We start from the raw sequence: 22,850 nt of genomic DNA, 5'->3' as shown, positions 1-22,850 counted from the left end.
AATGCCTTGGGGGGATGCGTTTAATGGCGCGGTCACTGGCGACAAGCCGCTGCCCTGCCTCCTGCCCCGAGAGTTCCGATGCTATATCCCATCCTCGCTGTCATCCTTGGCCTGATAGGTCTTGTCTGGAGCGCCGATCGCTTCGTCGAAGGCGCCGCCGCTACCGCATGGCGAGCTGGCATGAGCAAGCTGCTCATCGGGATGACCATCGTCTCCATCGGCACTTCGGCGCCGGAGATCGTGGTCTCGATCATGGCCTCGCTTGACGGCACCCCCGACATCGCCACCGGCAATGCTCTGGGGTCCAACATCGCCAACATCGGTCTGGTGCTGGGCGTCACGGCGCTCATCGCTCCCATCCCGGTGCATTTCGGCCTGGTGCGCCGTGAACTGCCGCTGCTGCTGGCCGCGACGGCACTGGGGGGCTACGCCCTCTCCAACAGCGGGCTCGAGCGTCTGGATGGCATCCTGCTGCTGGCACTGCTGGTGTTCACGCTTGTCTGGCTGTTCAAGGTCGACTCGCCGAGTGACGCCGAGAGTCAGGATGACGTCCCCGAGATGAGCGCCGGACGCGCCATCTTCTGGCTGCTCTTCGGTCTGGCGGTGTTGATCGCCAGCTCACGCGCGCTGGTATGGGGCGCGACCGATATCGCCCAGGCACTCGGCGTCCCCGAACTGATCATCGGCCTGACCGTCATCGCCATCGGCACCAGCCTGCCGGAGCTCGCGGCCAGCGTGGCCAGCGCACTCAAGCGCCATCACGACATCGCCATCGGCAACGTCATCGGCTCCAACCTCTTCAACATCCTGGCCGTCCTGCCGGTACCGGGCCTGCTGGCACCGGGGCCGGTGGATGGCAGCGCCATCAGTCGCGACTACCCGGTGATGCTCGGCCTGACCCTGATGCTGGCCGCCCTGCTCATCTGGCAGCGTCGCGGCCGCATCGGCCGTGGTCCGGGGCTGGTGCTGCTGGCCTGCTACCTCGGCTACACGGCTTGGCTTGCCATCAGCCTGACTCGCTGACGCCTGTGGGCGGACAGGCCGGAACGATTAGGCCATCCGCCCCGTGTCAGCATCACGCCCGAGCCGTTGCAGCGCGTGAGTGACGCCTCTCTCACGTACCTTGAGTCCTGGCCACACACAGGCAACAATCTGAACATGACCAAGTCCTCCAGAATCCAGCCCGCCACCTCCGACATGTCTTCCACTGCCGATGATTCGCCCTCCAGCGGCCGCGATCACGCCGCCATGCAGGCGGATTTCCGCGCCAGCGCCCGACGCACCTTCGCGATCGAGGGCGCCGCCATCGCGGCACTGGAGCACCAGCTGGATGCAGAGTTCGATCGTGCCTGCCAGCTGATGATGGCGACCAAGGGCCGGGTGATCGTCACCGGCATGGGGAAATCCGGCCATATCGCCAGCAAGATCGCGGCGACTCTGGCCAGCACCGGCACGCCGGCGTTCTTCGTGCATCCCGGCGAAGCCAGCCATGGGGATCTCGGCATGATCACCTCGTCGGACACGGTGCTGGCACTGTCCAATTCCGGTGAAACCGCCGAAGTCACCGCCCTGCTGCCACTGCTCAAGCGCATGGGGACGCCGCTGGTCTCGATGACCGGCAAGCCCGGCTCGACGCTCGCGCGTGATGCAGACGCACACCTGGACACCAGCGTCGCCCAGGAGGCCTGTCCGCTGAACCTGGCACCGACGGCCTCCACGACCGCCGCACTGGTGATGGGGGATGCGCTGGCCGTGGCACTGCTGGAAGCCCGCGGCTTCACCGCCGAGGAGTTCGCACTCTCTCATCCCGGTGGCAGCCTTGGGCGGCGACTGCTGCTGCGCGTCCAGGACGTCATGCATCAAGGCGATGCCCTGCCACGCGTGGCGCTGGGCAGCCCGCTGCGCGATGCGCTGCTCGAGATCACCCGCCAGGGCATGGGGTTCACCTGCGTGATCGACGAGGACGAGCATCTGGTCGGCGTCTATACCGACGGGGATCTGCGCCGCACCCTGGATCAGCACGGCGATCTGCGTGCGCTCAAGGTCGATGACGTCATGACGCGCGGTGGCAAGACCATCCGCTCCAGCATGCTGGCCGCCGAAGCGGTGCGCATCATGGAAGAAAACCGCATCAGCGTTCTGGTAGTCTGTGACGAGGATGAGCACCCGATCGGCGCCATCCACATGCACGGCCTGCTGGCCAGCGGCGTGATCTGAACTCCCCCGCGGGATTGCTGTCTCTGCACGACAGTCCCATGAGTCTGGCGAGGGCAGCACGCAGCCGTTGGCGGTCGTCGCCTACAGGAATGCGTCACGCATGCACGGAATGCGAGGAGAAAGACCATGAATGACATCACTTCCCTGGCGGAGGACTACCCCCAGGACATCATCGACCGCTCACGTCGCGTGCGCCTGCTGGCGCTGGATGTGGACGGCGTGCTGACGGACAACCGGCTGCACTACGATGCCAATGGCGTGGAAACCAAGAGCTTCCATGTCCAGGATGGCCACGGCCTCAAGCTGATCCTGCGCAGCGGTATCCGGGTCGCCTTGATCACGGGTCGCAGCTCGCCGATGGTGGAACGTCGCGCCAAGGAGCTGGGTATCCAGGACGTCATTCAGGGCCGCGAGGACAAGCTGGTCGCGCTGACCAACCTGTGTCGCGAGCACGATATCGCGCTGGATGACGTGGCCTACTGCGGAGATGACCTGCCGGATCGCGAAGCCATTCGTCGCGTCGGTCTGGGGGTCAGCGTTCCCAACGCCATGCCCTATGTGATGAGTGAAGCCAATTGGGTGACCACGCGTCAGGGCGGTGATGGTGCCGTGCGCGAGATCTGTGATCTGCTGCTCAAGGCACAGGGCCACTGGGCCTCGGTGCTGGATACCTATCTGCAGGAGTCGCGCGCCTGATGCCACGTCTGCCCCGTCCCTCTCCGCGCCTGTGGCTGATGCTGCTGCTCCTGCTGGTCGGCGGCGTCATGGCCCTGATCGAGCAGCGCAACAGTCTGGAGTCGACAGTGGATGTCGACGCCAGCAGTGATGAGCCGGATTACTATCTCGAGGGGGCTGACATGACGCGCTTCGATGCGCGGGGAGTGTCGATCCAGTCGATGACCTCCCCGCACATCGAACACACGCCAGGCGATGACGTGACGCGTGCGCAGGCACCGAAGATCCGGACCAACGACAGCGAAGACCGTCGCTGGTACGCCACGGGTGACAGTGGCGTGTTGAGCGCCGGCGGCGACACCTTCACCCTCGAGGGCAATGCCAGACTGCGCCAGCCTTCGGACGCCTGGACACTGGACACCGACGTGCTGCATTACAGTCGTGAGCAGAACCGTGCCTGGAGTGACGTGCCGGTGGTGATCACCCAGAATGGTCAACGCGTCGAGAGTGACCGCTTCAGCGCTGACCTCTCTCAGGATTCCGCCCAGCTGGAAGGCCGCGTCCGCAGCACCCTGCAACCCGGCAAGGGCAAGAGCGATGCCGCCCGGGAAGCCGAGACTCTCGACACCGGCAATGACACCACCCGTGACGATGATGGCCGCGTCTCCAGCACCTTCGATGCCGCGCCGGCCCAGGATCAGTGAGCGCGCCCCTGCATGCGCCGAATCCTCTCCCCCCGATTTCCGCTTCACGATGGCCTGAGTGATCGTGAAGCCTTACCAGTTCTGCCAAGGAGCACTCCATGACTTCAACGACTCTCACGCCCTTGACGGTCTGGCGCCAGACACTCAGACCCGGTGTCATGGCCCTTGGCCTGGCACTTGGCATGACGACGCTTTCCCCGACCGCACTAGCGCTGGACAGCGATGCCAACCAGCCGATCAACATTGCCGCCGACTCACTGTCACTGGATGACAAGGCCGGCACGGCCACCTATACCGGTCGCGTGGAAATGCGCCAGGGCAGCATGAAGCTGGATGCCGCGCGCGTGGACATCAGTCGCGCCGACAGCGGCGAGATCTCCCTCGTCAAGGCCACCGGCCAGCGCGCCTACATGGAGCAGAAACCCGATACCGACGAGCGACTGGTCAAGGGCTGGGCGAATACCATTCGCTACCACGCGCTGGAGCGCCGGGTGGAACTGGTCGGCGATGCCCGTCTGGAGAAAGGCGACGATACCTTCGAAGGTGGCTACGTGGAATACTTCCTGGACAAGCGCCAGGTCAATGCCAGCAATGGCACCGATGCCTCATCCTCCGAGGGGTCACGCGTCCACATGACCCTGACGCCACGTGGCGCCAATGCCAGCAAGGATCAATGAGCATGACTGCTGCCAGCCCACGTACCCTCAGCGCTCGTCATCTGGCCAAGGCCTACAAGGGTCGCAAGGTCGTCAAGGACATCTCGCTGGAAATCCGCCAGGGTGACATCGTAGGCCTGCTGGGCCCCAACGGGGCCGGCAAGACGACCTCGTTCTACATGATCGTCGGCCTCGTGCGCTCGGATGCCGGTAGCGTGACCATCGATGACCACGACCTGTCCGGCGCCGCCATGCATCAGCGGGCTCGCGCCGGCATCGGCTATCTGCCCCAGGAAGCCTCGATCTTCCGCAAGCTCTCGGTGTCCGACAACATCATGGCGATCCTCGAGACGCGCAAGGACCTGGATCGCAACGGACGCAAGGCACGCCTGGAGGAGCTGCTCAACGAGTTCAGCATCACGCATATTCGTGACAGTGCCGGCATGAGCCTTTCCGGCGGGGAGCGCCGCCGCGTGGAGATCGCTCGCGCACTGGCCACCGAGCCGGACTTCGTGCTGCTCGATGAGCCGTTTGCCGGCGTGGACCCCATCTCGGTGGGCGAGATCAAGAGCATCGTGCGCCAGCTGCGTGACCGCGGCATCGGGGTGCTCATCACCGACCACAACGTGCGCGAGACACTCGACATCTGCGATACCGCCTACATCGTGGGCGATGGCCAGATCATCGCGCATGGCGACGCCGACACCATCCTCGCCAACCAGCAGGTGCGTGATGTCTACCTGGGCCATGAGTTCAAGCTCTAGCCCGAGAGTGCCGTCAGCCTGACGAGAGCCGTCCGACCTCTTCTGCTCTCACCAGCACCCTCCAGCACCCGCCACTTCCTGCTTCACTGTCGGGGCCTCGTTCCCCGCCCCCTCACGCAAGCGCCTCGACAGGCGCTTGCGTGATCTCCCCGTGAACCCTCCTGCTCTGCCACACCTCACTCGAATGCATGACGTCCATACCACCTTGGTGGCAACATGGCATGCAAGTTGCTTGAATATTCTCGACTGCCCCTTGTCAGTGCCCCGACCCACGGTATAGCGTAGATGCACGTTCCTTTGCCGTGAATGACAGACCCCATGAAACCCACCTTGCAGCTTCGACTCGGCACTTCCCTGACCATGACCCCGCAACTTCAGCAAGCGATCCAGCTGCTGCAGTTGTCGACGCTGGACCTGCGTCAGGAGATACAGCAGGCGCTTGAGTCAAACCCCATGCTGGAGCTTGACGAGGAATACGAGTCGCTGGATGTCGCGGAGACACAGGACAAGAGCGAGATCTCCACCTCCGAGACCAACAGCGAGATTCCTGAAGAATACCCTCTCGACAGTGACTGGTCGGACCTCTACCAGGATCACGCAGGCAGCCTGACCAGTTCCGGCAGCGGAAGCTCGAGCGAGGACGGGCCGGACTTCGATCGCAACACCAGTGTCGAAAGCCTGCAGGACCATCTGCGCTGGCAGCTGGCGATGACGGACCTCGATGCGCGTGAACGCCAGATGGCGGAGAGTCTGATCGATGCGGTGGATGGGGCCGGCTACCTGAGCATGAGCCTGGACGAACTGGTCGATGGCCTGCGAGGTCAGGGACTGCCCGGCCTCAAGGCGTCGGAACTCGAGCAGGTCCTGCTGCGCCTTCAGCAGTTCGATCCCACCGGTGTGTTCGCTCGAGACCTGCGCGAATGCCTGCTGCTTCAGCTGGCCCTGCTGCCGGACGATCTGCCATTGCTGGCCCAGGCCCGCCGTCTGGTGCGGCAATTCCTCGAGGCACTGGGCAATGACGATCGCAAGCTGCTCAAGCGTCGCCTGAGCCTGGATGATGATGAGCTGGATCACGTCATTCGTCTGGTACGGGCGCTCGACCCGCGCCCGGCGTCCGCCTGGGGCGAGCCTGCCAGTGATTACGTCATCCCGGACCTGCTGGTCCGTCATACGCGTCACGGCTGGCAGGTCGAGCTCAACCCGGAAGCGCTGCCCAAGCTGCGTATCCAGCCGGAATATGCCGCCCTCATCAAGCGGGCCGACAAGTCCGCGGACAACACCTTCCTCAAGGACAATCTTCAGGAAGCCCGCTGGCTGATGAAGAGCCTGTCCTCACGCAATGACACCCTGCTCAAGGTGGGCCGCGAGATCATGGCGCGCCAGATCGACTTCCTCGAGCAGGGGGAAGAAGGCATGAAGCCGCTGATCCTCGCCAACATCGCGGAAGTGGTCGAGATGCACGAATCCACCATCTCGCGGGTGACCACCCAGAAATATATCCACACCCCGAGAGGCGTGTTCGAACTCAAGTTCTTCTTCTCGAGTCAGGTGGGTGGCAGTGGCAACGGTGACGCGCATTCCAGCACCGCGATCCGCGCGCGCATTCGCAAGCTGATCTCGGAAGAACCGGCGCGCAAGCCATTGTCCGACTCACGCCTGGTGGATCTGCTGGCCAGTGATGGCATCGAGGTAGCGCGCCGGACGGTCGCCAAGTATCGCGAGGCCATGGGCATCCCCTCCTCCAGCGAGCGCAAGCGCTTGGCGTGAGTCTCGACAACGGATACCCGCAAGCCAGCGGGCTCCACACGTCGGAGCGCTGAAGCTCGCCCCCTTGCACCTGCCATCCTGGCATCATCTGCCAATCGGTCGTCTGAATACCGGTTGGCAATGCCTGTCCTTGCGACTGCGTGAGTGACTTCACGCCCCCAATTGCCTATTTTTCCAGCCACTTTTCTCCAGAGTGCTTTCTTTTTCCCTCACATCCCACGGACAGATAGCCAGGGGTCGCCACCGACTCCTGCCACACGAACGTCGACGTAAATGCTGACATTGGCCACAAACGGCCGGTTTCTCGAGCCCCATTCCGTCCGTGATGCGAGGCGATGCTCATGAAGAACCTGCTGATATCCCTCGCTGGGTTGAAGACAAGCCTTGCCCCACGATGCAGCGCAGCGTTGATCTTTGTTCAAAGCTTGGGCATTGTCGGGGTAGACGCTCGGTACACCGGCACCGCCGCTCTCGCCAGCAGATGATCGCCACGAGACCATGGCCGGAGTCAGAAAGTGGCCGCGCGTTCAATCAGGGTTTGCTCGCAGTCAAAAAGGGTTACAATTCAAAGGCAACCCGCTGGATAAAGGAGCGTGTCCATGCAAGTGAATATCACCGGGCATCATGTGGAACTCACCGATCCTCTCCGCGATTATGTCAACGAGAAGCTCGCTCGCCTCGAACGGCATTACGACAACATCACCAATGTTCAGGTGACACTGTCGATCGAGAAGGAACGCCAACAGGCTGCCTGCACCCTGCACGCCGCTGGCGCCGACCTCCATGCCCTGGCAGAAGACCCCAACATGTACGCTGCCATCGACGCGCTCGCCGACAAGCTGGACCGCCAGCTGGTCAAACACAAGGAAAAGTCCCAGGCTCGCTCTCAGGGCACCGGGACCCGTTGACCTTCTGCCATGACACTTGATCAGATCCTTCCCCCCGAGCGCACGCTCTACGGCGTCCCCGGGGGGAGCAAGAAGCGGGTGCTGGAATTCTTCAGCACCTTCATTGCTCAGAACATTCCCAGCCTGGACAGCCAGGAAGTCTTCTCGCGCCTGATCGGGCGCGAGAGACTGGGTTCGACGGGTATCGGCCACGGCGTGGCCGTGCCACATGCACGCAGTCCACACTGCAAGACCCCCATCGCGGCGTTCATGAAGCTCGGTGACCCCATCGACTTTGACGCCATCGATGGCGAACCCATCGATCTGCTGTTCGTGCTGCTGGTCCCCGAGGAGGCAGATGACACCCATCTCACTCTGCTCGGCCAGGTGGCGGAACTGCTCAACTCGCCCACCAACCGGGCAGCATTGCGCCAGGCAGACAGTCAGCGAGCATTGTTCGATGCCCTGACCTCGGCCATCGCCGAATTGCCGGCGCGCTGAACCTGCAAGCCCGGACTCGCTCCGGGCTTGTCGCTGACTGGCCTCAGGCACCCTCCGCTTTCACCTCATGCTGACCTCGCCCTGGGAGAGCACTCCATGAAGATCGTGATCATCAGTGGTCGCTCCGGTTCCGGCAAATCGATTGCCCTCCAGGCGCTGGAAGACATTGGCTACTATGCCATCGACAATCTGCCCGGCATGCTGCTGGCACCATTGGTCGAGCAGCTGGAAAAGGACAGCCCCACCCGCCGGCGCATCGCGGTCTCCATTGACGCGCGCAACCTCCCCGATGCCCTGAGTCGCTTCCCCGAACTGCTCGACAGCGTTCGTCAGAGCGGCATGGATGTGCAGGTCGTCTACCTGACCACGGACTCCCGTGTCCTGCTCGAACGCTATTCCGCGACCCGCCGCCGTCATCCGCTGACCCGCGACAATGACCGCACGCTGGCCGAGGCCATCGAGATCGAGCAGCAGACACTGGCCCCGATTCGTCAGAAGGCGGATCTGGTCATCGACTCGACCAACCTCAGCGTGCATGACCTGCGCTCGCGCATCACCGAACAGGTCGCACAGCACAGCTCTCGTCATCTGACACTCACCTTCGAGTCCTTCGGCTTCAAGCATGGCGTGCCGACCGATGCCGACATGGTGTTCGATGCCCGCTGCCTGCCCAACCCCTACTGGGACATCAATCTGCGCAGCGATACCGGTCGTGATGACAGCGTGGCGGAATTCCTGCAGCGCTACCCGGACGTCAAGGCAATGCAGGATGACATCGCCGGCTGGCTGGAACGCTGGCTGCCCGCCTATCAGGCCAGCAATCGCAGCTACCTGACCGTTTCGGTGGGCTGTACCGGCGGCCAGCATCGCAGCGTCTATCTCTGCGAGCAGCTGGCCGAACATTTCGCCAAGCAGCTTCCTGAGGTGCGTCTACGCCACCGGGAACTGGGGATCCATACGGCCCTGGCGATCAGCGATACCCGTCAGGAGTCACACGATGCCCAGTCGTGAACTGGTTCTGACCAACAAGCGCGGGCTGCATGCTCGCGCTGCCACCAAGCTGGTCAACTGCTGTGCGCCCTTCGAGGCCACGGTCATGGTCAGTCACGGTGAGCGACGCGCCAACGCGGCCAACGTCATGGCGCTGCTGATGCTGGCAGCCCCGTGTGGCACGGCGCTGATCATCGATGTCGAGGGCGAACAGGCAGATGAGGCCCTGTCTGCGATCGAGTCCCTGTTCGAGGCGCGCTTCGAAGAGGAAGAATGACGCCGCCGCACGCCGTCTGACATCCCCCGCCCGCCGGCTTTCTGACACTTTTTCCGCGCTGATTGCCCTATCGATAAGAAACAGTGTTTTCTTTTGTCGACGCGCCCCCCTGCGCCAATGGTAGAATCAACGCTGTCCTTCATGTCGACAGGGGAAGCCGACAGATGAGCAAGACGTCACGCAAACTCAAGCCAAGACTTGATCGCCTGTCACAGGCACTGGAAAGTGGCGAGCTGGATCAGGCAAGGCGCATGCTGAATCGCGGCCTGGCACCGGTGGACGTGGCCCACTTGCTGGAATCCTCCCCCCCCAAGGAGCGCAACCTGCTCTGGGAGCTGGTCGACGCCGAACTTCAGGGCGATGTGCTCCAATACCTTGGCGAGGATATCCAGAGCGACTTCCTCAAGGACATGGATGCCGAGGACGTCCTGGCCGCCACCGAGAATCTGGAACCGGATGATGTCGCCGACATCCTCCAGCGGCTTCCGAATGCCGTGATTCTCGAAGTCCTCGACTCCATGGAGGCCCAGGAACGCCAGCGGGTCGAGACGGTGCTGTCCTACCCCGAGGACACTGCCGGCGGCTTGATGAACACGGACACCATCACCATCCGTCCAGACATCACCCTGGATGTCGTGTTGCGTTACATCCGCCGTCACGAGCGACTCCCCGATTCCACCGACACCCTGCTGGTCGTCTCGCGCCGCGATGAATTCATCGGCGCCCTGCCCATCAACCGCCTGCTGGTCTCTGACCCCGGCGTCACGGTGCGCGAGGTGATGGATACCGACAGCGTGGTGATTCCGGCATTGATGCCGGAGAGCGAGGTCGCCTCGCTGTTCGAGAAGCATGACCTGATCTCGGCGCCTGTCGTCGGCGGTGATGGCAATCTGCTCGGGCGCATCACCATCGATGACGTGGTCGACGTCATCCGCGGCGATGCCGAGCACCAGGTCATGTCGATGGCGGGGATGGACGAGGATGAAGATACCTTCTCCCCGGTGATGCGCACCTCCTGGCGTCGCGCCATCTGGCTTGGCATCAACCTGCTGACCGCCTTCATGGCGTCCGCCGTGATCGGGATGTTCGAGGGCACCATCCAGAAGATCACCGCGCTGGCGGTACTGATGCCCATCGTCGCCAGCATGGGCGGCATTGCCGGCTCACAGGCACTGACGGTACTGATTCGCGGCATCGCACTGGGACACGTCAAGAGTGGCAACGTGCGCTGGCTTCTCAAGCGCGAAATCATCGTCGCGGGACTCAATGGCCTGCTATGGGCGGTGGTGGTCGCCGGGATCGCCATCGTCTGGTTCGGTGATGTCCAGCTGGGGGCCATCATCGGTGCCGCCATCATGATCAATCTGTTGATCGCGGCCGTGACCGGGACATTGCTGCCGATACTGCTCAAGAAGCTCAATATCGACCCGGCCCTCTCCGGCAGCGTGATCCTGACCACCGTGACCGACGTGATCGGCTTCATGGCCTTCCTGGGCCTGGCGACCTGGCTCTATCTGTAATACGCCTGATGGATTCCAGTGACTGCTCCAGAAAACAACACGGCCGCTCCCAAGGGAGCGGCCGTGTTGTTTTCTGGACTCTCGCGCAGAGACAGAAGTGTCAGCGATCAGCCTTCCACCTCATCGTCTTCACCTTCGGACATGCCGGCAACGGTCATGCCATCGATCAGCCAGCTGCCAGAGTGGATGCTGCCCCGGGTATCGACATCATCACCGACCGCCAGCAGATTGGCGGCCATGTCACGAAGATTGCCGGCGATCGTGAACTCCTCGACCGCGTGCTGGATCTCGCCATTCTCGACCCAGAAGCCCGAAGCGCCACGTGAGTAGTCACCGGTCACGCCGTTGACGCCCTGCCCCATCAGCTCGGTCACCAGCACGCCGGTGCCCATCTGCTTGAGCATCTCGTCACGGGAGGTCAGTGGCGCGGTGATGCGCACGTTGCGCGCGCCGCCCGCGTTGCCGGTGGTCTGCATGCCCAGGCGACGAGCACTGTAGGCGCTCAGCATGTAACTCTGCACCTTGCCGTCGGCAAAGTAGACATTGTCACGCGTGGCGACACCGTCGTTGTCGAAGGCGGCACTCGACATGCCACCCACCTCACGCGGCTTCTCGCCGAGGGTGAACCAGTCAGGGAACAGCGGCTGACCCAGGCTGTCGCACAGGAAGCTGGACTCACGATACAGCGAACCACCCGCGATGGCGGACAGATAGTGCCCTACCAGGCCTGCCGACATCTGCGGGTCGAACATGACCGGCATGCGCCCCGTCGCCACCTTGCGCGCGTTGAGGCGTGCCAGCGTGCGGCGTGCAGCCTCACGCCCCACATCCTCCGGGGAGCGCAGGTCGGCCGGGTTGCGCACGCTGGTGTAGTCATAGTCACGCTGCATGCCCTGTTCATCCCTGGCGATCAACATGCAGGACATCGAGTGTCGGCTGCCGCACTGACTGGCCAGGAAACCGTGGCTGTTGCCGTAGACCTGCACACCTTCCCCACTGGAGAAGCTGGCACCTTCGGATTGCGCGATGCCTTCCACTTCCAGTCCGGCACGCTCACACGCCAGCGCCAGATCCGTCGCGTCATCGACGCTGATCGCCCAGGGGTGATGCGCCTGAAGGTCCGGGAAATCGGTGGCCATCAGTTCGGCCGGCGCCAATCCGGCAAAGCTGTCCTCGCCGGTGTAATGAGCGATGGAGACCGCTTTCTCGACCGCGGCACGAATCGAGTCGCTACCGGCGTCGGAAGAGGTCGCGCTGCCCTTGCGATTGCCCAGATACACGGTCACGCCGATCCCCTGATCACGCGACAGTTCGACGGTTTCGACTTCTCCGTCACGCACCGAGATGCTGACGCCCTGATCGACGCTGGCGCCCACCTCACAGGCATCGGCTCCCAGACTGCGGGCCAGCTCGAGCGCTTCGCTGACGCGGCGCTCCAGCAGTTGTTGCTGAGCAACGGCATCAAAGGCCTGGCTCATGTTGTTCTCCTTCTGAGGAGACGGGGCGCTGGCAGTGCTATACTGCCGCAAATTTCCCCGACTCGTTGGAATTGGCATGCGTAAAGAAAGACCTGAGGAGCTCGTCGAGCGTCCCAGCAAATCCCAGATGAAGCGTGAAATGATCGAGCTTCAGGCCCTCGGCAAGAAGATCATCGACATGCCGGCCGGTCAGCGCGCCAAGTTCCCGCTCTCCGATGACATGCTGGCCGCCATCGATGAGTGCGGACGCATTCGCAGTCATGAAGGCCTGCGCCGTCACATGCAGTACGTCGGCAAGCTGATGCGCAAGGAAGACCTCGAGGCCATCAACGCCGTCTTCCAGAGCATGGAGCAGCAGAGCATCCGTCGGGATGCCTCCTTCCAGCGCCTGGAGCGCTGGCGCGATCGCCTGATCGAGGACGACGAAGCCTTCGTGATCTTCGTCGAGGACTACCCGGAGGTGGACCGCCAGGCACTGCGTCAGCTGATCCGCAATTCACGCGCCGAGCGTGATGCCGGCAAGCAGCCCAACAGCGCCAAGAAGCTCTTCAGGCTGCTGCGTGCCGAGCTCGATCTGTAATTCTGACACCTCACGCTTCATCGACGCCGCCGCGGCCCTGCCACGGCGGCGTCGTCATATCGCTTCTCTGCTGATCAAGCGCACCGGTTCATGACTGGGTGCCACCGACCGTCAGCTCATCGAGCTTCAGCGTCGGCTGGCCGACTCCGACCGGCACCGACTGACCGTCCTTGCCACAGACCCCGACCCCGGTATCCAGCTCGAGATCATTGCCGATCATCGAGACGCGACCCATGGCTTCCGGGCCGTTGCCGATCAGGGTCGCGCCCTTGACCGGTGTGGTCACCTTGCCGTCCTCGATCAGATAGGCTTCGCTTGCGGAGAACACGAAGCGCCCGGAGGTGATGTCCACCTGGCCACCGCCGAAGCTGACCGCATAGAGGCCGCGCTTGACGCTCTTGATGATCTCCTGCGGGTCACGATCCCCACCCAGCATGTAGGTGTTGGTCATGCGGGGCATCGGCAGGTGCGCAAAGGACTCGCGACGCGCATTGCCCGTCGGCGCCATGCCCATCAGGCGGGCATTCAGCTTGTCCTGCATGTAACCGGTGAGGATGCCATCCTCGATCAGCGGCGTGTACTGACCCGGCGTGCCTTCATCGTCCACCGACAACGAGCCACGGCGGTCTGCCAGCGTCGCATCGTCGACCACGGTGACGCCGCGCGCCGCGACCTGTTCGCCCATGCGTCCCGCGAAGGCGGAGCTGCCCTTGCGGTTGAAATCCCCTTCCAGACCATGACCGACCGCTTCGTGCAGCAGCACACCCGGCCAGCCATTGCCCAGCACCACCGGCATCTGCCCGGCGGGCGCATCGACGGCCTCGAGATTGACCAGTGCCTGACGCACGGCTTCCCGCGCGTAGCGCTCGGCGACGTTGTCGTCACGCAGACGGGTCAGCGGGAAGCGCCCGCCGCCACCGGCACTGCCACGCTCACGACGGCCATTGCGCACCGCGATCACGCTGATGTTGAAGCGCACCAGCGGACGCAGGTCCGCGGCCAGGGTGCCATCACTGGCACGCACCATCACCACCTCGTAAAGCGCCGACAGAGAGGCCGAGACCTGACTGATGGAAGGGTCAAGGCCGCGGGCGATGCGGTCCGCTTCCTTGAGCAACGCGACCTTGTCCTCGGCACTCAGGCCATTGAGCGGGTCGATGCCGGAATAGAAGGACGGTGCCTCGGTGATGATCGAACGGGCGACCGTGCCATTGCTGCCACTGCGTGAGATGCCGGCGGCAGTGCGACCGGTGTCGGCAAGCGCGGCGGCATCGATCTGATTGGAATAGGCGAAGCCTGTCTTCTCTCCCGCCAGTGAGCGCACGCCGACGCCACCATCGATGTTGTAGCTGGCGTCCTTGACGACACCATCTTCCAGCACCCAGCTCTCCTGCCAGATACGCTGGAAGTAGAGGTCGGCATAGTCGGTACCCGGACCCATGGCATGTGCCAGGCCGGCATCCAGATCATCCAGGCTGAGTCCGCCCGGGGTCAGCAACAGGGCCGCGGCATCGTCGAGCACGCGACCGGAACTCGCATTTTGCGTCATTCGGCACTTTCCAGAGTAATGTTCGGGTCGCCCCAGGGGCCTGATACCCGATAGTGAATTTGCGTCACCTTGTCGATGAAGCGACCGAAGATCTTGTCGGCCACGAACAGCGCACCGCCCACGGCGGGGGCGCCTGCCAGCACGGCGGCCAACGGCAGGTTCTGACTGACCGGCACCGTGATGGCCATGTGTTGATCAAGGGTACCGCGAAGCAGGTCAACCTGCCCGTTGAGCGTCACGGTGGTGGACGGCGCCTCGATACGCAAGGGGCCATCGCTTTCCAGACGCCCCGCAAAGAGAGTCGCGGCGCCCCGCACCTTGTCGAAGGCCGTGCCCTTGTCGGTCACATCCGAGAAATCCAGCGACAGACGACGCAGCAGATTGTCGACGTTGACCAATCCCAATAGCCGCGCGGACGCCGAGCCGAGATTCAGGAAACGTCCGTCGTCCAGCTTGACCTCGAGCCGCCCGTTGGAGCGCGACAGCGCAAAGTCCTGCGGCGCCCCCGGCCAGGCCAGCTTGGCCTCGGCGCGTGCGCGCTCGGCCTCGATGCCGCGTGGCTGGGACAACCGCTCCAGCAGCCCGCCCAGATCGCTGCCATCCGCGGAAAGACGAGCGCGCGTCAGACTGTTGGCACCGGCATCCTCCCAGGTGATGTTGCCCTGGGCCGTCATGTCGCCCACGGTAATGGCGAGGGGGGACACCACCAGCCGCTGTTGATCCGACTGCCACTCTGCACTGATGGGCCCCAGCTGCTGCTCGCGCCAGATGAGACGTGCCAGGCGCAGGCTGCCTGCCGGCAGCTCGGCCAGCGCCGCTGGGTAGGGAGTCGGCTCGACCCCGGTGGCCACGGCCTCGGTGAAGTTGCTTGGCGCAGGCTCGGGGGTTTCCCGGGTCTGTGGCGGCCACAGCGCGTCGAGATCAAGATGATCGAGATCCAGAATCAACGGCCGCGCGGCCCCGGACTGCCAGACGAGCACCCCACTGGCGAGCCTGCCCTCCAGAGTGGCCGCCAGCCCCAGCGCTTGCTGTTGAGAGCTCTGACGAGGCGCTACCTCAAGCGTCATCGGGCCGGTACACCGATCCTGGATCATCAGACAATCGGTGGCAACGCGCAGCCGCGACAGCTCGCTGAGTGCATCGCCACCGCTGCCACTGGCTCCATCATCGCCACTCGCGCCGGATAGCGCCCCGCCCCATGATGACCAGAGCTCAGGTGCCAGCGTCGGCGTCCGCCAGGCGATATCCCACCCCGTACGGGACGGCCATTGCGGGTCGCTCGGCCAACGTTCCAGCCACAGCTGGCCGGTCATCGGCACCTTGCTGCCATCATCACGCGTATTGCCGCCTTGCCAGCGAGCGCGTGCACGATTGGCGAGCACGACATCGCCACCGCCCTCGGCGAGCCCGACCTCCACCGACAATGCCGCGGTTTCATCACGCGCCTTGCCGAAGGGGGCCGGCAGATTGATGGCCGCGCCCTTGAGATCACTCGACAGCTGCAGGCTGGCTCCCTCCTCGGGCAGCATCAGACGCGCCTGATAATCGAACGTGCCGCCCAGCGCACGCGGGCTATCTCCCTGATTCAGTGCGGCACGGCTATCCTGCGCCGCATCACCGAGCAGCGTCTCGGGAGCCCCCAGCCAGCTCAGCACCGGTGCCAGCGGCGCCTGGCCACTGAAGGTCACCGCCCCCTTGCTGGCCGAATCCGCCTGACCGATATTGAGTGCCGCCTTGACCGCGCCACCGAACAGCTGCCCTGACAGGTCGCCGGTCAATTGCTCGCGCTGTCCTTCAGGACGCGTGGGGTCATGCACGAATGCCAGCGGGCCGCGAATGCCGGCGATCTCGATGCCCGGCCCGGGGAAGGCCAGGCTTGCCGCCTGCCTCTCACCGACCTTGCCCGTCACCTCCACCCGCGCCTGCTCGGCATCTTCAAGCGGTACGCGAATCTTCATGGCCGCCGCCACGGAGCCCTTGCCCTGCCACTCGGCCAGCAGCTCCGCGGTGTCCTCGAGCGGTGCATGCGATAGCAGATCGAACAGCGCCTCGACACTGCCCGTGACATCCCCCTGGATATCCAGGGTGTCATCGTGCATGTCGACCTTGGCCTGATCCACCGACAGACGCTGCGCGCTACCCAGCGCGACCGGCCGTGAGTACGCCGACTCGACACTGGCCGTGAGATCATTGTCATGCAGTTCGAGATTGCCCTTCACGCCGTCAAGCGCGGGCCAGCCCTCGACATAGCCGAGCCGCCCGTTCTCGATGGCAAGCTCGAGATCCATCGCGTCCCCAGGGCCGTAGCCATTCTCGCCATTGTCCTCATCCCAGACCTGCTCCAGATGCAGAGAACCCTCTGGCACGACACCTGCCACATCACGCGTCAGCCATTCACGCAGGGAGGGGTCCAGTACCTTGAGCGGCAACCAGTCCGCCAGCGGGATGCTGCGAGCATCCACATCCTGCATGTCCAGATCCAGCTGGAAGCGGTCCGCATCATCCGTGGGAATCTGCAACCCGAAGCGTCCCGTCACCCTGGCGCCATGACGCGAGATATCCAGACCACGCCCGCTGATCTGGCTGCCGGCATCATCCACCTGCCAGTCCACCACCCCCTGCGCGGACTCCAGTGACCAGCTGTCACCGAAGACTTCCGGGAAATGGAATCGCATGCCGGGGGCTCCCTGGAAGGTGACACTGCCCTGCATGCCCCCTTCATCACGACTCCGCGCCGTGACCCACGCCGCCAGCGGCCCGAGCCCCGGAGCGCCCTCCCAGGGTTCCACCTCGGTATCCGTCAGGCCAAGCGCCAGCGTCATGCTCAGCGGGGCTTCAAGGCCGATATTGGCCAGTGACAGGGACAGTCCGGTGGCGGTGCCACGCGGATCGAGTGACTCAAGTATCTCGCCCAGCTCGCCCAGCTCCAACACATTGCGCCAGCGCGCCACCCGCGCCAGATCGAAGCGGCCGGTCACAAGCGAGACACTGCCATCGGCAAGATCCCCCGACAGGGAGATACGCTCAGGGAGGCTGGCAAGCGCGGCCTGCAATCGAGCAGGCGGCTCCTGTGAAGCGGAATCTGAATCCGATGGAGAATCCGAGCGCTGGGCCACCTGTGCCTCACCGTCACTCACGACGGCGTCATCGAGCTGCGAGGCTCCCACCGAGAGCTGATTGAGCCACGCCTGCCAGCGATCCCCGCCCGACAGATCCCGCAGCCACTGTCCCCGCGCATGGATGTCCTTGAGGGCCAGCATGGCGCCATCGTGATCCAGCGTCAGGCGATTGAGATCGAGACGCAGGCGAGCATCTTCCAGCCGTGCCTCTCGCCAGCGCGCCCACAGCGTGGCGTTGCCATCAGCGTCACGCAGCATCAGGCTGTCGCGCTCACCGATCAGGCGCCCGACACTGGCCAGTGCACCGGCATCCAGCTCCACCTGCAGCTGCGCGGAATAATCGGCGAGCCCCGCGTCGCCGGGCAGTACTTCCAGCACGGCACTCACGCCGGCCTGGGGCGACTCCCCTACGCGCAGCTGCCCCTCCAGATGAGCGCGTTCACCATCACCGGCCAGCAACAATTCGGCCGCGTTCAGATTGAGCGTATCGTTGCGTCCATGCAGCACGAGACGCACATCCTCGAGCCTCACGCGCTGACGCGCCAGCAGTGCCAGGCCCTGCTCGAGCTGTTCCAGGCTCATCTGCCCCTTGGGCTCGAGGGCTTCAGGCGGGCGCGGCGGCCCCGGCCAGCCCCAGCTGCCATCGTCATGCTGATAGAGGTGAACGATGACGCCAGTGGCGGTCGCACGGTCAAACACGGGCGCCAGATGGCGCAGGGAGGACAGCACATCAAGCCGCGATTCGAGATGCTCCACGCTCAACAGCGGGGCCGCCTCCATCTCGTCGGGCCGAAAGAGGTTCAGACCGGAAAGCTTGATGGCCGGGTCGAGATAGTCCATTCGCCCGTCAAGCGATGACATCCCGACATTGGAGTGGGTCTGGGTGGCGATGAAGTCGCTGATCGCGTCACGGCGAGATTCCAGCGTCGTCAGCCACCAGCGCAGGCCACCGATCACGATCGCCAGCACCGCCAGCAGCACCGCCAGCGCCATCAAGAGCCTTCGCCCCCAGCGCCGCCGCCGTGAAGGCGAAGGGACGGGAGACGAGGCTTGATGAGATGACGGAGCATCACCGACCGTGGCGGCCGACTCCGTCGGTCCATCCGCCGCTGTCAGCTTGTCTGACTCAGCGGGTGGCACTTGCGGCTCATCCGAGGAAGAGGTCACACGCGGATCTCCGAGCAAACATGATGACACGCTACCTCACGCCTACGCAGGAGGGAGGCACCCGACCTCGAGGGCCATGCATCGCCCTGCTGTGTCAGCAGGGGGAACGAGTGTATCAATGCACCGATGGCGAGACTCCATCGGCGGGAACACAGATGGCGGGCACCTTACATGAGAACGATGTCATATTGCTCCTGAGTATAATGCGCCTCGACCTGGAAACGGATGGTCTTGCCGATGAAACTCTCGAGGTCCGCCACCGAGGCCGACTCTTCATCCAGCAGACGGTCCACCACGTTCTGGGAGGCCAGCACCATGTAGGTATCCGGACTGTAGGCACGCTCTTCGCGCATGATCTCACGGAAGATCTCGTAGCAGACCGTCTCCGGCGTCTTGAGGGTGCCGCGCCCCTGGCAGGTCGGACAGGCTTCGCACAGCACCTGCTCCAGACTCTCGCGGGTACGCTTGCGGGTCAGCTGCACCAGCCCCAGTTCGGTCACGCCGGTCATCTTGTTCTTGGCGTGGTCCCGCTCCAGCGACTTCTCGAGCACTCTGAGCACCTGACGCTGATGCTCGGCCTCTTCCATGTCGATGAAGTCGATGATGATGATGCCACCCAGGTTGCGCAGACGCAGCTGGCGGGCTATCGCCGTGGCCGCCTCGAGATTGGTCTTGAAGATGGTCTCTTCAAGATTGCGATGCCCGACGAAGCCACCGGTATTGACGTCGATGGTGGTCATCGCCTCGGTCTGGTCGATCACCAGATAGCCGCCGCTCTTGAGCTGGACCTTGCGCCCCATCGCCTTGTGAAGCTCATCCTCGACGCTGAACAGATCGAAGATCGGCCGCTCGCCGGGGTAATATTCGATGCGCCCTTCCATGTCCGGCATGAATTCGCTGGAGAACTCCTTCAAGCGCAGATAGTTCTCGCGGGAATCGATGCGCACACGCTCGATCTCGTCTCGCATCACGTCACGCAGGGTACGCATGAACAGTGGCAGATCGTCATAGATCACGCTGGGCACGGCGGCAGTCAGACGCCGCTCGCTGACCTTGCGCCACAGCCGCAGCAGGAAATGCATGTCCTGCTTGAGCTCCGCCTCGCTGATGCCCTCGGCGGCCGTGCGCAAGATGAAGCCCCCCGGAGCGTCCGGGTCGAGCTCGGTCAGGCAGCGCTCGGTCATCTCCTTGAGCCGCTCACGCTCGACATCGCTCTCGATACGCTGCGACACCCCGGTGTGGGGAGAGTCGGGCATGTAAACCAGATAGCGGGACGGTACCGACAGATGTGTGGTCAGACGCGCGCCCTTGGTGCCGATGGGGTCCTTGGTGACCTGCACCACCAGCGGCTGACCTTCGCTGAGCAGCTCGCGGATCGACAGCTGCTCATCATGCGGGGTATGCGCGGGCATCACCTCCTGCGCATGGATGAAGGCGGCACGTTCGAGACCGATGTCCACGAATGCCGCCTGCATGCCGGGCAACACGCGCACCACCTTGCCGCGATAGATATTGCCGACGATACCGCGCCGACCGCTGCGTTCGATGAACGCTTCCTGCAGAACACCGTTCTCGACGACCGCAACGCGGGTCTCCATCGGTGTCAGGTTGATCAATACCTCGCCACTCATAGCGCAAGTCCTTGTAAAGTCGTTGCTTGCGATTATGACATAGCAAGGCAGCCCCCGGCTGTGGTCTATCGACTAACGATGTCACCGGCGGCTGATTTTCCACAATCCCCTCGGCGGCCCCCTGCCCGCCCGCCCACCGTCACGACTGCCAGCAGGCAATGCCCCTGGCCATGAGCAAGCGGGACGTCTCGTGCAATGGCAGCCCGACCACCGCGCTGTAACTGCCTTCAAGATGGCTGACGAAGATGGCGCCCAGCCCCTGGATCGCGTAGCCGCCGGCCTTGTCCGCGGGTTCTCCCGTGGCCCAGTACCGCGCGGCCTCCTCACGATGGATGGCGCGAAATGTCACGCGGCTCTCGACCAGCTCGCTCTCGCAGCACAGGGATGGTGACGGCTCGTTCGAGGCGGACGCCTGCTGACGATGGCAGAGCGTCACCGCGCTCAGGACCTGATGACGACGACCGGAAAGCGCCATCAGCATCTCGCGGGCATCCGCTTCATCGCGAGGCTTGCCCAGAATCCGGCCATCCAGCGCCAGGGCGGTATCGGCTCCGAGCACCACCGCCTCAGCCTCCCCCTTGTCCAATCGCCTGAATCCGGCCTGTGCCTTCTCACGCGCCATGCGCATGACGTAGTGCTCCGGCGACTCATCGGGACGAGGTGTTTCATCGATGTCGACCGGGGCCACCTCACACTTGACACCGATACTGGCCAGCAGCTCACGCCGACGCGGCGAGCCGGACGCCAGGACGAGACGTGGCGGACGTCCGGGAATCTCGGGCGCTACGGGGGTTGCGACACTGGACGACGACACTGACATGTCTCCCTCCTGGGCGGGTTTCTTGATCATGAGACAGCAGAAAGCCGCCCGAAGGGGCGGCTCTCATGCGTACGACATGCTACAGGCTCACGCCGTCAGTCGACGACGCAGCATCTGCAGCAGGGTGTAGAGCCAGGGCCACAGCGCACCACCGATCACCGCCGACAGCAGGAAGGACAGGCTCACTGGCCCGGCACCGAAGATGCTGCGCAACCACTGGTCCACCAGCTGCGCGATGCCCAGCACCACGATCACCAGCAAGGCCTGCTGCAGCAGTGAGTAAGCGCGGATGCGCTGGTAGAGCAACACGCCCATGAAGGCGGTCAGCGAGAGCACCAGCGCATTGTGCCCCAGCGGTGCCCCCTGCAGGACATCCAGCGCCAGGCCGAACAGGAAGCCATGGAAGACACCGACACTCTGCGGCGAGACGATGCACCAGTAGACCAGCATCAGACCGAGCCACTGTGGACGCCAGATCAACCACACATCCGGCAATGGCATGACCTGAAGACACAGGGCCAGCAGCAACGAGAACCAGCACAGCAAGGTGGTCTGGGGACGAAAGGCCATCAGTTGTTCTCCCCTGGCGCATTGGCGCTCTGCTGCGCCTCGGCATCCGCCGCGTCCTCCTCATCCGCGTCCGAAGCGGGCGCGGCGAGGTTGTCCTTGGGCAGCTCGTCAAGACTGTCATCCACGTAGAGGCTCTCCACGTCGACGGCGGGTGGCATCTGGATCAGGAAGTTGCGCGAACGCTCAAGCTGGGCAATGGGTTCGGCACTGACGCGAGCGAAGGGCTTGCCGGGGTCATGATAGACCTCGGTGACACGTGCCACCGGCAGGCCGCGCGGAAAGCGCAGCGCGAGCCCGGAGGTCACCAGCAGGTCCCCGACACGGATATCCGCGGTATCCGGCACGTGCAGCACATCCACCTGATCGATCTTGCCGCTGCCCTGGGCAATGAAGCGCAGGCCATTGCGATTGACCTCCACCGGCACGGCATGACTGGCATCACTGATCATCAGCACGCGACTGTTGTAGGCCGACGTGGAGATGACCTGACCGACCAGCCCGTAGGCATCCAGAACCGGCAGGCCGATGCGCACGCCATCCTGCTCACCGCGATCCACCACCATGCGATGGGAGAACGGATCAGCATCAAGCGTCAGCAACTGGGACGTGATGTAGGGGATATCGCTGCGCTGACCGGCATTGAGCAATTCGCGCAGACGGGAATTCTCGGCAGACAGGCTCGCCATGCGTTGCACACGGCTGGACAGATTGAGCAGCTGCTCACGCAGTGCCCGGTTTTCATCGGCGAGCTTCTGCTGGTCGGCAAACACCAGTGCGCCCCAGCTGAGGCCCTCTGTAGGCAGACTGACCACCCATTGCACAGGGGAAACCAGTGTCGCCATGCTGGCACGCACGTCGACCATCCAGCTGAAGCGATCTTCGGCAAACATCAGCGCGAAGGACAGCACCGCACACAACAGCATGCGATAGCCGGGCACGGGGCCACGCGTGAACAGGGGTTTGATAGCACTTCCTCCG

General features: G+C 63.9%; 20 protein-coding genes. 13 read left to right on the top strand and 7 right to left on the bottom strand.

All coding sequences use genetic code 11. The annotated features are described in order from the left end of the window. The first annotated feature begins 78 nt into the window (after positions 1 to 78). From AC26AR_RS03460 to mgtE, 12 genes are all read left to right on the top strand, one after another. Positions 79 to 1,023 (top strand): calcium/sodium antiporter, encoded by a 945-nt coding sequence (locus AC26AR_RS03460; RefSeq protein WP_084209224.1) that lies wholly within the window; start codon positions 79 to 81, stop codon positions 1,021 to 1,023. 225 nt (positions 1,024 to 1,248) lie between these two features. Beyond that, positions 1,249 to 2,217, top strand: a complete 969-nt coding sequence (locus AC26AR_RS03455) for a KpsF/GutQ family sugar-phosphate isomerase (RefSeq protein ID WP_218015045.1) — start codon at positions 1,249 to 1,251, stop codon at positions 2,215 to 2,217. A gap of 126 nt (positions 2,218 to 2,343) precedes the next feature. Continuing rightward, positions 2,344 to 2,913, top strand: a complete 570-nt coding sequence (locus AC26AR_RS03450; protein ID WP_077371591.1) for a KdsC family phosphatase — start codon at positions 2,344 to 2,346, stop codon at positions 2,911 to 2,913. Continuing rightward, positions 2,913 to 3,596: an LPS export ABC transporter periplasmic protein LptC gene (gene lptC / locus AC26AR_RS03445; protein WP_279855189.1), complete on the top strand. Its 684-nt coding sequence runs from the start codon at positions 2,913 to 2,915 to the stop codon at positions 3,594 to 3,596. The genes AC26AR_RS03450 and lptC overlap by 1 nt, the downstream gene beginning before the upstream one ends. A gap of 98 nt (positions 3,597 to 3,694) precedes the next feature. Beyond that, entirely contained in the window at positions 3,695 to 4,273 is a 579-nt protein-coding gene (gene lptA / locus AC26AR_RS03440; RefSeq protein ID WP_240499585.1) for a lipopolysaccharide transport periplasmic protein LptA, read from the top strand. 2 nt (positions 4,274 to 4,275) lie between these two features. Further along, positions 4,276 to 5,016 carry an LPS export ABC transporter ATP-binding protein gene (gene lptB, locus AC26AR_RS03435; protein WP_103751363.1) on the top strand — a complete coding sequence of 247 codons (741 nt, stop codon included), beginning with the start codon at positions 4,276 to 4,278 and terminating at the stop codon, positions 5,014 to 5,016. Between the two features lie 318 nt (positions 5,017 to 5,334). Then, entirely contained in the window at positions 5,335 to 6,783 is a 1,449-nt protein-coding gene (locus AC26AR_RS03430; RefSeq protein WP_077371583.1) for an RNA polymerase factor sigma-54, read from the top strand. A 599-nt stretch (positions 6,784 to 7,382) separates the two neighbouring features. Beyond that, entirely contained in the window at positions 7,383 to 7,691 is a 309-nt protein-coding gene (gene hpf / locus AC26AR_RS03425) for a ribosome hibernation-promoting factor, HPF/YfiA family (protein ID WP_043332555.1), read from the top strand. Between the two features lie 9 nt (positions 7,692 to 7,700). Beyond that, complete coding sequence (locus tag AC26AR_RS03420; RefSeq protein ID WP_084209227.1) at positions 7,701 to 8,171, top strand: PTS sugar transporter subunit IIA; 471 nt, start codon at positions 7,701 to 7,703, stop codon at positions 8,169 to 8,171. A 96-nt stretch (positions 8,172 to 8,267) separates the two neighbouring features. Further along, positions 8,268 to 9,182: an RNase adapter RapZ gene (gene rapZ / locus AC26AR_RS03415; RefSeq protein WP_077371578.1), complete on the top strand. Its 915-nt coding sequence runs from the start codon at positions 8,268 to 8,270 to the stop codon at positions 9,180 to 9,182. After that, positions 9,169 to 9,438, top strand: coding sequence for an HPr family phosphocarrier protein (locus AC26AR_RS03410; protein ID WP_077371575.1), 270 nt, complete (start codon positions 9,169 to 9,171; stop codon positions 9,436 to 9,438). The genes rapZ and AC26AR_RS03410 overlap by 14 nt, the downstream gene beginning before the upstream one ends. Positions 9,439 to 9,602: 164 nt before the next feature. Continuing rightward, entirely contained in the window at positions 9,603 to 10,958 is a 1,356-nt protein-coding gene (gene mgtE, locus AC26AR_RS03405; RefSeq protein ID WP_077371573.1) for a magnesium transporter, read from the top strand. Between the two features lie 107 nt (positions 10,959 to 11,065). Here mgtE and pmbA read toward each other — a convergent pair whose 3' ends face one another. Beyond that, the gene (gene pmbA, locus AC26AR_RS03400) at positions 11,066 to 12,436 is read right to left on the bottom strand and encodes a metalloprotease PmbA (RefSeq protein WP_176492880.1); all 1,371 of its coding nucleotides are present in this window, start codon (positions 12,434 to 12,436) and stop codon (positions 11,066 to 11,068) included. A 76-nt stretch (positions 12,437 to 12,512) separates the two neighbouring features. Here pmbA and yjgA point away from each other — a divergent pair, with 76 nt between their 5' ends. After that, positions 12,513 to 13,016: a ribosome biogenesis factor YjgA gene (gene yjgA / locus AC26AR_RS03395; RefSeq protein ID WP_077371567.1), complete on the top strand. Its 504-nt coding sequence runs from the start codon at positions 12,513 to 12,515 to the stop codon at positions 13,014 to 13,016. Positions 13,017 to 13,104: 88 nt separating this feature from the next. Here the strand turns inward: yjgA and tldD are convergent, their stop codons facing one another. From tldD to mreC, 6 genes are all read right to left on the bottom strand, one after another. Continuing rightward, positions 13,105 to 14,565 (bottom strand): metalloprotease TldD, encoded by a 1,461-nt coding sequence (gene tldD, locus AC26AR_RS03390; RefSeq protein WP_176502835.1) that lies wholly within the window; start codon positions 14,563 to 14,565, stop codon positions 13,105 to 13,107. Beyond that, positions 14,562 to 18,677, bottom strand: coding sequence for a YhdP family phospholipid transporter (locus AC26AR_RS03385; RefSeq protein ID WP_488107549.1), 4,116 nt, complete (start codon positions 18,675 to 18,677; stop codon positions 14,562 to 14,564). The genes tldD and AC26AR_RS03385 overlap by 4 nt, the downstream gene beginning before the upstream one ends. A gap of 341 nt (positions 18,678 to 19,018) precedes the next feature. After that, positions 19,019 to 20,482: a ribonuclease G gene (gene rng, locus AC26AR_RS03380; RefSeq protein WP_077371558.1), complete on the bottom strand. Its 1,464-nt coding sequence runs from the start codon at positions 20,480 to 20,482 to the stop codon at positions 19,019 to 19,021. 139 nt (positions 20,483 to 20,621) lie between these two features. Next, the gene (locus AC26AR_RS03375) at positions 20,622 to 21,302 is read right to left on the bottom strand and encodes a Maf family protein (protein ID WP_488107548.1); all 681 of its coding nucleotides are present in this window, start codon (positions 21,300 to 21,302) and stop codon (positions 20,622 to 20,624) included. An 87-nt stretch (positions 21,303 to 21,389) separates the two neighbouring features. Further along, complete coding sequence (gene mreD / locus AC26AR_RS03370; RefSeq protein ID WP_077371553.1) at positions 21,390 to 21,872, bottom strand: rod shape-determining protein MreD; 483 nt, start codon at positions 21,870 to 21,872, stop codon at positions 21,390 to 21,392. Then, the gene (mreC, locus tag AC26AR_RS03365) at positions 21,872 to 22,837 is read right to left on the bottom strand and encodes a rod shape-determining protein MreC (protein ID WP_255303087.1); all 966 of its coding nucleotides are present in this window, start codon (positions 22,835 to 22,837) and stop codon (positions 21,872 to 21,874) included. Before mreC ends, mreD begins: the two co-directional genes overlap by 1 nt. Positions 22,838 to 22,850: the final 13 nt, after the last annotated feature.

The sequence above is a fragment of the Cobetia sp. PS-4MA genome, assembly GCF_057670765.1.
This window is presented reverse-complemented; position numbering and strand designations above follow the sequence as displayed.

Coding starts and splice junctions, on each gene's coding strand:
- lptC (WP_279855189.1), top strand. CDS start 2,913: ATGCCACGTCTGCCCCGTCCCTCTCCGCGCCTGTGGCTGATGCTGCTG.
- AC26AR_RS03375 (WP_488107548.1), bottom strand. CDS start 21,302: ATGTCAGTGTCGTCGTCCAGTGTCGCAACCCCCGTAGCGCCCGAGATT.
- lptA (WP_240499585.1), top strand. CDS start 3,695: ATGACTTCAACGACTCTCACGCCCTTGACGGTCTGGCGCCAGACACTC.
- mreD (WP_077371553.1), bottom strand. CDS start 21,872: ATGGCCTTTCGTCCCCAGACCACCTTGCTGTGCTGGTTCTCGTTGCTG.
- rapZ (WP_077371578.1), top strand. CDS start 8,268: ATGAAGATCGTGATCATCAGTGGTCGCTCCGGTTCCGGCAAATCGATT.
- AC26AR_RS03450 (WP_077371591.1), top strand. CDS start 2,344: ATGAATGACATCACTTCCCTGGCGGAGGACTACCCCCAGGACATCATC.
- AC26AR_RS03460 (WP_084209224.1), top strand. CDS start 79: ATGCTATATCCCATCCTCGCTGTCATCCTTGGCCTGATAGGTCTTGTC.
- AC26AR_RS03430 (WP_077371583.1), top strand. CDS start 5,335: ATGAAACCCACCTTGCAGCTTCGACTCGGCACTTCCCTGACCATGACC.
- AC26AR_RS03410 (WP_077371575.1), top strand. CDS start 9,169: ATGCCCAGTCGTGAACTGGTTCTGACCAACAAGCGCGGGCTGCATGCT.
- AC26AR_RS03455 (WP_218015045.1), top strand. CDS start 1,249: ATGCAGGCGGATTTCCGCGCCAGCGCCCGACGCACCTTCGCGATCGAG.
- hpf (WP_043332555.1), top strand. CDS start 7,383: ATGCAAGTGAATATCACCGGGCATCATGTGGAACTCACCGATCCTCTC.
- lptB (WP_103751363.1), top strand. CDS start 4,276: ATGACTGCTGCCAGCCCACGTACCCTCAGCGCTCGTCATCTGGCCAAG.
- pmbA (WP_176492880.1), bottom strand. CDS start 12,436: ATGAGCCAGGCCTTTGATGCCGTTGCTCAGCAACAACTGCTGGAGCGC.
- tldD (WP_176502835.1), bottom strand. CDS start 14,565: ATGACGCAAAATGCGAGTTCCGGTCGCGTGCTCGACGATGCCGCGGCC.
- yjgA (WP_077371567.1), top strand. CDS start 12,513: ATGCGTAAAGAAAGACCTGAGGAGCTCGTCGAGCGTCCCAGCAAATCC.
- AC26AR_RS03420 (WP_084209227.1), top strand. CDS start 7,701: ATGACACTTGATCAGATCCTTCCCCCCGAGCGCACGCTCTACGGCGTC.
- rng (WP_077371558.1), bottom strand. CDS start 20,482: ATGAGTGGCGAGGTATTGATCAACCTGACACCGATGGAGACCCGCGTT.
- mgtE (WP_077371573.1), top strand. CDS start 9,603: ATGAGCAAGACGTCACGCAAACTCAAGCCAAGACTTGATCGCCTGTCA.
- AC26AR_RS03385 (WP_488107549.1), bottom strand. CDS start 18,677: ATGGCGCTGGCGGTGCTGCTGGCGGTGCTGGCGATCGTGATCGGTGGC.